This window comes from Sedimentitalea xiamensis, assembly GCF_030164465.1.
In the GTDB taxonomy this organism is placed as follows: Bacteria; Pseudomonadota; Alphaproteobacteria; order Rhodobacterales; family Rhodobacteraceae; genus Sedimentitalea; species Sedimentitalea xiamensis.
In genome coordinates, this window is sequence record NZ_JASNJE010000033.1 from 40,306 (window position 1) to 51,202 (window position 10,897).

A 10,897-nucleotide genomic window follows, 5' to 3' on the forward strand; every position below is an offset into this window, starting at 1 on the left:
TCCTTACACCGTTTCGTCGCGGTTGATCATTCGGTCTTGTCCCACAGGGTATCGATCCATTTTCGGTCTTCCGGAGTGAGTTCCCCGCCGGGTTCCTTCTTCCGCCAGAGCCTGAGTTCGCCGGTTGTCGGGTCGGGCATTGCAACAAAGAACGTATGGGTTCGTTCGTCGCCCCAGTTGGTATCCGCAACCAGAACCTGCGGGCTCCCCAGATCATTGGCGAGTTCGCTCAGCATTGCATCGTTCGTTGATTTTTCGAAAGCGTCCACCATTTTGGCCAGTTTCTTGCGGAATTCATCGACCGCGGCCAACTGCTCTTCACGAACCTTGTTCTCAAGAGCGGTCGTGGAAACCGTCGCGCCGTTCTTTTCCTGTTCAAGCTTCCATTCATCGGCTTTCTCTTGCGGCGTCTTTTGCGCGGCCTTCCATTTGTCGGCGGCGCGACGCGCCCGCTTCTTGTCAAATTCCTTGGATGCACGCGCGACCGCGGCCAGTATCTCTGCAGGCTTCAGATCGGTCTTGGGGCGTTCGGTTTTCGCGGCCTTGGAAAGCTCGTCACGAAGGGCTTCATCGCTCTCGTTCGCCAGCATTTCCTTGATCTTCTTGTCGTAGAGATGCGCGGCCCGTTCCGCTGACAGGGTCTTGTCGGAAATGGCCTTGCCGGGATCGATGACCTTGGTCTGAATATTCGTCGCCGTTTCAGCGGGTGTCGCTCCATGCAGGTCCTGCATCGTATGTTCCCCCGGACGGCTCTTTGCCGAGGGCAGCGCATTGAAGGAGTGAATGCCACTTGTTCCGATATTGATGAATTGCTCGGTCGAGCCAGAAACCAAGTCCACGAGGCCGGTGAGAACTTCCTTGGTTCGGGCACCTTCGTTGGGCGGTGCGTTCTTGTCGGGTATCGCGCCAACCACCGTTTCAGTTGCCGGTGATCCGCCAAACAGTGCCTTGGTCGGGTCGAGTTCCATACCGCCGGATGTCAACTCCCATGGCTTGTACTTGCCCGGGCAGACCGCGTTGATGAACGCGTCGGACTTGATATGCGCGATGATCGCGAGGCCTTCAGTGGATGTCTTGTCGACAGACAACGCTTTGAGCGCAGATTCGGTCATCTCGGCGATGAACTGCTCTTTGGTCGTGATCGGGTCGCCCTTGGGGGCACCGAACGCATCGACGGGCTGAATCCGATAGCGCCCCGTCGACGACGAACCATCGCTGGAATCGGTGATTTTGGACGTCGGATCGTATTGAAAGTTGAAATCCGAACCAATGGCCATCCTGAGATTCGCCTGCGCGGCCCGCGTTTTGAGCTCGTCGGTGCCAGCCACGGATTCGATGACCTTGCCCAGCCCATTGGGTGTAAACAGGTTCCTGCGGAGCGTATTGCGTTCCCGGCTGCCGGTCTGGGTGGCAGCGGCAGAAGCAACGCTGAATTCCCAGCTTTGGATCAACGGGTTGCCGCCTTCGTTCAGCTTGGTCACCGCCGGAACCTTCAGGCCGGTTGCCGATGTGAAAGTGCCCTTTCCGGCAATTTCGGCAAACCCCTTCAGGGCTTCTTCCGGTTTCTCGTGCCGCAGCCTGCGGGCCGGGGCGGTGGTGAAGCACGAACCCACCGGACCCTGATCCATCGGCGTGAAAAATGCCGAAAGCACAGCCTGGCGGGCGTCGGTGTCGGTCAGGGGCGCCGTGACGCCCATGGTCTTGCAAACGAGGTTGGTTCCTGCCGAGTTCGAGGGGGTCTTGACACCGTTTATCACCGCCTCACAGGCATTTTTGGTCGCCCCGTTCTGAAGCGCCTTCTGGGTCTCAAACGCATGCAGCGCCAGCGAAGGCGTTGCGTTACGCAGGATGTCCGGATTGTACATAAGGTCCGCGATAGCGTTCTTGGCCTTGTCCGAAGTCGGGTCGAACGTGCCATCTTCGGCCAGCATGGCACCGCCAAGCGCTTTGCTTCGTTCCGTGGCCAATTCAGGGAATGTGCCGGCAAGCGGACCAAGCGTGCCGGTCTCGAACTGACGTCCGGATTTGAGATAGCTATCTATCCCAGCGTAGAAATCCGGGCCGATATGGTCACCAGACTTGAGCAGGTTCTCGGCATAGATCCGGGCATTTTCTTCGCTCATTGATTTGCCGCCGGCCTTGAAACCCCGCGCGACCTGATTGCAGATTGGGGCGATCACCTTGGCAATCTGATCCGGGTCTCTTGATCGTTGAGCGAGATCGATCACGCTGTCTGCCAGCAGCGGATCCTTTTGGTAGGCAGCGATCAGTTTCTCGGCCGAACTATCCTTGAAAGGCCTGCCTGCATCGGGAGCAAGAGGCCCAAAGGCCAGCGACTGGGACAGCTTTTCCTTGGCGATAATCGCATTGTTGATCTTGCTTGCGTCTTTCTCTGCCTGGAGAGCCACGCGGTAATCTGCCACTGCGGCCTTGACTGCGAGTTCTTTCGCAGCGATCTGTTCTTCGTTATCTTCCGGCAGGGCCTTGGCCTTGTGCCATTCCGATATAGCCGCTGATTTATCCTCGCGGGCTTGGGTGAGGTTCTCGTTGATCTTGGCGACCAGCTCCGGGGTCACGCCCTCTTCACCGATGATCGCATCGAAGCTCGCCAAGCTCTCGCGGGCCTTGGCAGCGGCCTTGGGGCTCTTGGCGGCAAGGGCGGAGACCTTTTCGGCCGTTCGGATCAGCGTCGCCAGCGCGTCGCAGGCACGCTGCGCCTTGGCAAAGTCTGCCGGGGACGGCCAGTCGCCCGACATGGCGGTTGCCGCCCGGTCGCGTTCCGCTTTCATGCCGTTCTGTTCGGCCTCTGTCGCTCCATCGGGGTTCGTCAGGAGGGCCAGTGCCTCGAGCATCTTGGTCTTGTCATCTGCGATCGCCAGTTTCGCCTGCTCAATCTCGGGTTTCAGGTCATTGAGGGCCTTGATAGCGTCGGCGCTGTCCTTTGCAGTGGTCTTGCTGATCGGATCGTTGGATTTGTCCAGGATCGCCTTTACGCGCGTATCATCGGCCGGCAGCGGCTTGACCGCGTCCTGAAACTCCCGAACCGCGTCGGCAAGTTCCTTGACCATGGTGGCGTCGAGTTTCCTGGCTTCCTCGATCAGTACCGAAAGCGTCACGACCGCTGCCGGCACGTCCTTTGCCTCGGTCGCTTTCAGGGCTGAAGTCGCGCGCGACTCCAGATTTTGCCGTCGGAGATCGGCCGACGGAAGAGCGGACACCGCCTCCTGAAACAGGCGAACCGCTTCGGGATGTTCCTCGATGAGGTCCTTGACCAGAGATCCGGCCTCTTCTGTCAATTCGGTCAAGGTCCTGGTGGCGCTCGCTTGATCCTTCGCGAGCGTGGCGCCAAGCGGGCCTTCCGCGCGCGACGCGAGATGCTGCACGCGGGCTTCCTCGGGGGGCAAGGCCTTCATCGCCTCCTGATAGAGACCGACGGCTGACTTGTGTTCCTCCCCGATTGTGGTTGTGAGTTTTGATGCCTCGGCCTGCAACCCGCTCAGCAGAGCAACCGCACCCTGCTTGTCTTTGGGCGTTTCCGCCGCCAAAGGGGCAGAAGCGCGCGAGCCAATATCAAGCGCCCTAGGATCTTCACCGGGCAACGCGGCGAATGCTTCGTTGAAAACACGAACGGCGTCGGCAAATTCCGTGCCTGTCGCCTCACCAAGTTGCGATGCCCCTTTGAACGAGACTTGCAGAGGTTGCATGCCGGCGGCCGCGCGGATTCGGGCAACCGCCTCAACATGTTTCTTATCGATAGACTTGACAATTCGGATGAGTTCTTTCGCCTCGGCCTCAATGCCGGAATCGCTTCCTCCAGCGGCTGCCAAACGCTGGTGAACGTCGACGAAGTCCTCTTCATAGAACGCGATGTGCGGATTAGCTGCGCATTGTGCGATCCATTTTGCTAATGTGTCCAGCATCTGTCGTTCCTGGTTCTGAAGCAGCCGAGGCTCCACTTGCCCCCGGCGACGCAAGTGAATTCGGCATTAGGCGGTGAGCTTGACTTCGATCTCAGTCAAAGCGTCGGTTATCGCGTTTTCGAAGCGTTGCCCGGACGACAATGTGTTGTCTCGCAAAGCGGCAATCAATTCGCTGGAACTGCACTGATTCCTGGCCGAGGAAATTGCGCCTTTGACAGCCGAATACTTTAGGTCGCCGGCATTAATGGACTTGTCGACTGCGTCCTGAATCTGGTCCAGCATCTCGTCCAAGATCGGGCGTATCGCAGCACTCACGCCACGCCTGATGTCGTCCGGCTTCTCGAAGGGCACATTTTCCGCTATGGCACTGCAAAGCATATCGAGTTCGGTATCGAGTTCCGCGCTGATACTCTGCCAGCGCGTAACGAGGAATGCGCGTTTTTCGACCAACCCGCCTCCTTTGGCGTCCTGATCCTCAGCTTTCAGACGTACGCCAAGATACTCCGCAATAAATCTGAGTTGCTGGTCCGTCAGCTTTGCAGCCATCGATTATTCCTACCTGGACTAACTCGCCTCACCCAGACGATCCCAAATCCCGAGTTGGGCAACCCTGCGGCTAAATCGGGCCGTTCAAGAACCTTGTAATGGCGTTGGCAGAACCCCGCTCCGGTCAACACTCCCGAGCCCCGCAAAACCGTTTCGTCACACAATGTCGTGGGCCATCTTCCCAAGTCTCTGCCCTAAGTGAATGTCTTGTTCTTACACTATGCCGTCCTGGTCGGCCCGTGGCAACGGTTTTGGTTTCGATGGTTAATCTGTGGACCGGCATTCCCCAAACCGATCACATCGGGGCGACGACGATGGCCATTCGGGCCACTTGCCCACATCTCTCGAACGGGAGCTGTCAGACCGATGCGAAGCGGTCTCAGTCGGACGGCAGCCCTGCCCTTTGTTCCGCACCGAACTGACGCCACTCGGCGAGGGCGACGGTTCGGTTCTTCTTGAAATTCTGTCGTGAGCAGAGATGGCGTTCCAGGTTGAAGTGGTTCGATACGCATGAGTGGACGGCGGCGAACTCTGCAAACTTCGCATGCTCCGGAATGCCACCGCCATTGTGGTCCGGATCGAAGCCGTTCCGCGCGCCTTTTACGATAGAGTCCATCCCAATGCTCTGAGTTACAAGATCCGCTTTGTGATCGATGGCGGTCGGGCGCGTGCCATCAGCTCGCCGATCGGATACAGTCCAAATGACTATCTCTCTCCGTTCTGACGTTCCAACCCTTCGAGAACTAGCCTATGACACGCTCTTCAGCCATTTTCGCATTCGTATTTCTTGCGCCAGGTGCCACTGTTGCCGGTGATCTCAAGCCATGGGGGCAGTCCGGTGACTGGTCAATCCTGATCGATGAGGACGCCGGGAACGGCTGCCTGATGCAGAAAGACTTCGATGACGGCATGCGCATCCGGTTTGGCTATCTGCCCGACCGCGACGGCGGTTATTTCGCGGCTCTGAGCCCGGACTGGACCCATATCGAGCCGCAGAGCACGGGAATAGTGAAGTTCCTAACCGATGAGGCCAAGTTCGCCGGCGAAGTCGAAATGATCAAGGAAGACGGTTGGTTCGGGGGACGCGCCTTTTTCAACAATCCGAACCTGACCGAGGAACTGGCTAAGCGCCGTTCGATCACTGTCATCGGGCCGCACGGCGGAACGTTCGAGGTCGATCTCACAGGCTCTTCGCGCGCAATCTCGGTGATGAAGGAATGCCAGTCCAAGCAGCCTAGAGCCTAGCGCGGGCGCGCGGTGTCCGGGCCATCCATCTGCTGCAGTTGGGAGATATCCGGCACGCAGGGCTTGCGCGCGTCCGGTATCGCCAGCGGCACGAGGGCGCGGCGCGACTTTCGCTGGGCAACGCTTATCTTCGGCGACCTGAGGGAGCCTGATACCACGAACGGCCAGGCACTGCGCGAGAGGGGCTGGGCGACCGGCCTCGGCTCGGCCGAGAACAAAATTCTGTCGTTGCGCACGTCGATCGTGCCGGATCCGACGAGTTGCACGCGGCGCGTCTCGAGCACGCTCTGGCGTGTTTCGATTCGGCCGTTGGCGATATCGAGATCGGCTTTCAGGCAGACGATGTCCGCATAGCCCCGTTGCCGTTCCTGGGAGAACAGCCAGGGCAGAACACCGAGACCGGCCAGTTCGATCAGGCCGGTGCTGATGTGCCCGTTTGTCATGTCTATCGTGGCCTTGCCCGACATCGACCTCAGAAACGCCTCTGCCGAGGCATTCCTGCCGGTCAGGTCGAACCGGCCGTTGATCGTTCCGCCCGCACCGAGGTCAACGCCGCCGGCCATCAGTATCTCGCCGAAATCCCAACCGTCGGTCCGCCCGGTCACGCGCAGTCTATGGGGCGCGCCGATCGCGTCCATGGTCGCCGTCATGTCGACGAACCCCTTCCCATAGGCCAATCGGACCGGCCCCAGACGCAGCTTGCCCGACTTCATCTCGGCCTGGCTCTTCAGTCTGGACAGTCCCGCCTGTCCCCGGATGCGGGCGATGTCTATGTCGATTTCGGCGTCTATCAGCCGGGCGAACTGCTCGGGGTCGAGGATGTCGGCGATCGCGAGATCCGCCGGACCGTCCGACAAGACGAGCGGCTGGAAATCGGACAAGTCCTCCGGCGTGTCCGGGGCCAAGTCGGGTTGCGGCAGGACGAGCGGCTGAAACTCGGACAGGTCCTCTTCGGGCGGCCCTGCTTCGGACTCTGACGGCAGCACGAGCGGCTGAAAGCCATCGTCGGGGCCGGCGAGGGCATCGGTCCGGCTGTCGATGTAGACCGACTTGACCCGCGCCAGTTGGATCAGGGCGAGGATCGTGCTCCTCACATCTTCGATCCGTACGTCATCGCTGCGGATCGTGCCGCGAAGCACGGGGCCGCTGCCCGGGATCCGCAAAGACATGCCCGTCTCGATCACCGACTGCCCGGCGGTCAGAACGGCGCGCGTGTCGACGTGATTGGCTTGCCGCGTCGCCGTGACATCGTAGCCCATCCTTCCGATATCCACCGGCTCGAGGCGCAGAGCCTCCAGAAGGGATCTGCCGTCCCGCGTTTGGATACTGGCACGCAGAGTCAGCCGGTCCAAGTCTTCGAGATCGGCGCTTTCTACTTGGAATTCGGCGGACCAGAGATCGGTGTCTTGCGAGCGCAGCTCGAACAGTTGCAGGTTAGGCTCGCCGTTGCTTTCGAGCAACCGCATCTGGCCGGTGAGACGTCCGAACCGCGCCGCGTCCTCCGGGCGCAGGGTCAGCAGGACACGGTCGGCAGGAAGATCGAGTTCGCCGGAAAGCCGATAGTCGCCGAATGTCAGCAGGTTGCCGATGCTGCCCCGGGCAAGCAGGTATGGCGCGTCCCGGGGTCCGATCGATAGCGTAACCCCGTCAAGTTTCAGCTGACCGTCCTCCGAACGGGTAACAGTGGCGACACGGAATGGACCGATGTCGCGGATTTCCTCGTCGAAGGCATTGGTCCGAAGGGCGAACCGATCGACCTCGATATCCCCCCCTCTGGCCAGAACGCGGATTTCGGCGGTCTCGACCCGCATGTCCTTGAGGAAGATCGCAGGCGGGAGTGGAGTCTTGTCGCCCACAAGATCGACCAAGAGCGAGAGATCGAAATCCCTTGCGGACCGCACGTCCGCGAACCGACCGGTCAGGCGGACGGTTGCACCTCCCTCGCCGCGGGCCCGCAGATCGATCTCGTCGAGATCTATGTGCCGACTGCGCCGCGTGACCGCCGCTTTCGCTTCGGCGCCCCCCTTGATCTCGCCGTCGAGACGCAAGAGGTCGAGAAGGTCCTGCAGGTCAGGTGTCTGCAGGCTCAGACGCCCATCAAAGTCGCCGCGCGGTGCGGCCGGAGGTCTTTGCCCCTCCACCGCAAAGGTCAAGGCGCCCATGTGACCTCGTGCGGCGAACGGGGCGCCGTTCGGGAAGTCTCCGGAAAACGCGATGGGCCGACCGTTGATCGTCCCGCCCGACCGCACCTGCGCCGTTACGGCTTCGCCTGAAACCACCTGGTCGATTGCAAGGGACTCGAGATCAAAGTCGAATTCAAAGCCGGTCAATCGGTTCTCGGCGTGCACGCGCATGTCTTCGAAGGCAATCTCTCGTTCGCCAAGGAACGCGATGATGTCGGGTTGTCCCGAGAGGCTTACGTCAGAGCTATCCTTCGTCACGTTCCGGCCGGCCTCGACCCAGGTTGTCGAACCGTCTTCGCCGCGCAAGAGAAGGACGTCGAGGCCTCGTGCCTCAATCTCCGGCAGGTGTATCCCACCGCTGAGCAAGTGGCGCGGCGAAATCGAGAACCTGGAAAAGTCGAGCTTCGCCAGATCCAGATCGGGAAAGTCCTGCGCAGGTAATCTCAAATCCGTCGCGACCACGGCCAGTCGTGGAGCGAATAAAAGGCGGACGTCGCCTTCGATCGCAACCGTCTGCCCCAAAAGGTCGGTCAAGAATCCGGATGCTGCCGCGATGCGGGCGTCCCGGAAGAGGGCGCTGGACAGCAGCAGCCAGATCAGCGCGAGCAACAGTGCAGAAAGGCCGATGACAACGAGTGATATGCGTCTGAGGCGGCACATCGGAGAACCGTGATTCCCGGGCTTGATCAAGTTGGGTGCCAGTCTGGGAATTTTGAGGTGCAATATCAATCGGGCGTGCGCTCCTCCTCCTGGAGCGTTCGGCCGGCGGGGAGCCAGGATCACCCGCGACCATTCGGTAAGACGAGCGCGATTGGCCGCAACAGCCCGAATGGTTGGCCGCCAAGGTGAACGATTTCCACAGAGCGTTTCTCAACCGGGTTGAGACCTCGATGCTGACGAATGGCAGCAGGAGAGAGAAGCAGGCGGCGCTACAGGCCAAGAGGCCACCGAGGTCTGCCCGCCTCAAGCTGGCTTCCTTTGACAGTGCCTTTGGGGAAGCAATTCAGCCCCCTGCCCGACCGCAATCCAGGTTACTCTGAGATCACCTATTCCGGCACAAACTCCGCTTTGACCGCCTCGGCAACCTAGTCGGGCGGCAGCTGGCCGAGCGACAGGATGAAGTTGTTGAACGCTTTCCGATCGAACTTGTCGCCGAGCGCCAGTTTGGTTGCAACCCGGAGTTCCAGAAGCCTTGAACAGCCGTAGAAATAGCTGGCCGCCTGTCCTGGAGCATTGAATGTGTAGCGGTCAAGCTCCTGTTTCACCATTGCATCGGACAAGACCACGTCGTTCGACAGAATTTCGCCGGCATCGTCAACCGAGATCAGGCCGAGGTTCAACATCGGGTCGAGAAAGGCCCGCGCCGCTCGCAACAGCCGATGCTGCATCGCGATCAACTGACCCTCGACGGACTCGTAGGGCACCATCTCGGCCGCGGCGTAAAGCGCCCAGCCTTTGACGTTCACGCTGTTGAAAGCGTATAGTCCCCTCGCGAGCGACACGCCAAGGTCCAGCATGGTGGCGAACCGGAGCTCGTGCCCCGGCCGCGCTTCGTGAGCGCTCAGCGTCCACCTGACGGCGTCGAAGCTGAAATCGTCATAGGCCAGCGCCTTGCCATCCGCTCCTGGCACTGAGACCAGCAGGATGAACTCGCCCTGCTGCCCGACATTGCCGGCAAGCGGGGGCGGCTGCATATGCGGTGCCGCCTGAGCCGCAGCCTCGGCCGTTGTGGAGAGTCGCATCTTCACTGGGTAGTCGGGCAACGTGACGATACCGTGCTCGACAATCTTTGTCTCGATGTCTGCGATCGCGTCCGAATAAACCGCGACCAACTGGTCGTCGGGGATGGTCCGTTGCTTCAACATCCTGATCACGTCCCGGTAGTCGGTGACGTCCAGGTCGAATTTCGTTGCGACGTGCGGGGCGAGGATCTGCATAGCCGACCGGGTTTCGAAAAACTCGACCTTGGCGCGCTTGATCAGTTCCTCGGGCGCGATGTCGATTCCGACCTTTTTAAGCGAGAACGCGTAAAGTTCCGGCGGTTGCCGGAAATCGGTCACGAACACATGCGGCCTGCCGTGCCGCTTCATCGTTTTCTTGAGAAATTTCAATGCAGCTTTCTTGTCCCGTGTCTTCGTAACGAAGCTTTCCAGCACCTCGCCCTCGTGATCAACGGCCCGCCAGAGATAGTGCCGTTCGCCATTTACCTTCACGAACATCTCGTCCAGATGCCACTGCCAATTCGAAAAAGCCCGCATCTGCTGCACGCGTTTTCGGCGGATTTCAGCGGCAAACATCGGGCCAAATCTGTTCCACCAGTACCGCACAGTTTCGTGGCTGATCTCGATCCCGCGCTCGTGCAGCAGGTCCTCGACATTGCAAAGAGAAAGTGGAAACCGAACGTACAGCATCACCGCCAGGCGAATGATTTCGGGGCTGCTGTGAAAGCACTTGAACGGGTCAGGTTTTGTCATGATGATATGCTACGAAACCGGCAAGCGCAGCGCTGTTGTCAGACGAGGGCAACGAACGACACCAGACATCCGCGCCGCTCGCGGCATCCAACGGCGGGGAGCGTCTTGCGCGAAATTGTTGACGCGCGAAATTCATTCTCTTGGGGTGCATGACTTTCTCGTGGATTCTGACGGTTCTGTGTGGTCCAAGACGAGTGATCGCGCGTGTTGTCTTGCCCCGGATGGGTCGACCGCCAGCAAGCGCAAGCGGTCGACTATCTGGAAGTGACGTCAATGCCTAGTTGTCGCTCTTGCTTTCCAGCACGGCACGGTTCCCTTCGCGGTGTGCCCAGGCAGCGCTCATACTGTTCTTGAGGTTTTCCGGCAGGGTCTCGAAGGGCACGACCAGATCGGTCTCGACCGGCCAGTGAGAGGTGGTCGCGAGATTTCGGACCAGTTGCTAAGCTTTAGCGACTGACGAAGGAATACCCCAGATGACGAAGCGGAAACGCTATTCGGCGGAGTTCAAGGCCAAGGTTGCGCTTGAAGC

Annotated in this window: 6 protein-coding genes; 1 reads left to right on the forward strand and 5 read right to left on the reverse strand. The window is 60.0% G+C overall.

From position 1 onward, the window contains the following. Positions 1-26 precede the first annotated feature (26 nt). The 3 genes from QO034_RS19490 to QO034_RS19500 form a co-directional block, all read right to left on the reverse strand. Positions 27-3,920, reverse strand: coding sequence for a hypothetical protein (locus QO034_RS19490; RefSeq protein ID WP_284487203.1), 3,894 nt, complete (start codon positions 3,918-3,920; stop codon positions 27-29). Between the two features lie 66 nt (positions 3,921-3,986). Next, positions 3,987-4,466 (reverse strand): hypothetical protein, encoded by a 480-nt coding sequence (locus tag QO034_RS19495; RefSeq protein ID WP_284487204.1) that lies wholly within the window; start codon positions 4,464-4,466, stop codon positions 3,987-3,989. 379 nt (positions 4,467-4,845) lie between these two features. Beyond that, the gene (locus tag QO034_RS19500; protein ID WP_284487210.1) at positions 4,846-5,082 is read right to left on the reverse strand and encodes a hypothetical protein; all 237 of its coding nucleotides are present in this window, start codon (positions 5,080-5,082) and stop codon (positions 4,846-4,848) included. A 134-nt stretch (positions 5,083-5,216) separates the two neighbouring features. Here QO034_RS19500 and QO034_RS19505 point away from each other — a divergent pair, with 134 nt between their 5' ends. Beyond that, entirely contained in the window at positions 5,217-5,711 is a 495-nt protein-coding gene (locus QO034_RS19505) for a hypothetical protein (RefSeq protein WP_284487205.1), read from the forward strand. On the opposite strand, the gene QO034_RS19510 is transcribed toward QO034_RS19505, so the two are convergent. Beyond that, entirely contained in the window at positions 5,708-8,428 is a 2,721-nt protein-coding gene (locus QO034_RS19510) for an AsmA family protein (RefSeq protein ID WP_284487206.1), read from the reverse strand. The two genes, QO034_RS19505 and QO034_RS19510, sit on opposite strands and share 4 nt — an antisense overlap. Positions 8,429-8,979: 551 nt before the next feature. Beyond that, positions 8,980-10,368 (reverse strand): IS6 family transposase, encoded by a 1,389-nt coding sequence (locus QO034_RS19515; protein WP_284487207.1) that lies wholly within the window; start codon positions 10,366-10,368, stop codon positions 8,980-8,982. Between the last annotated feature and the right edge of the window lie 529 nt (positions 10,369-10,897).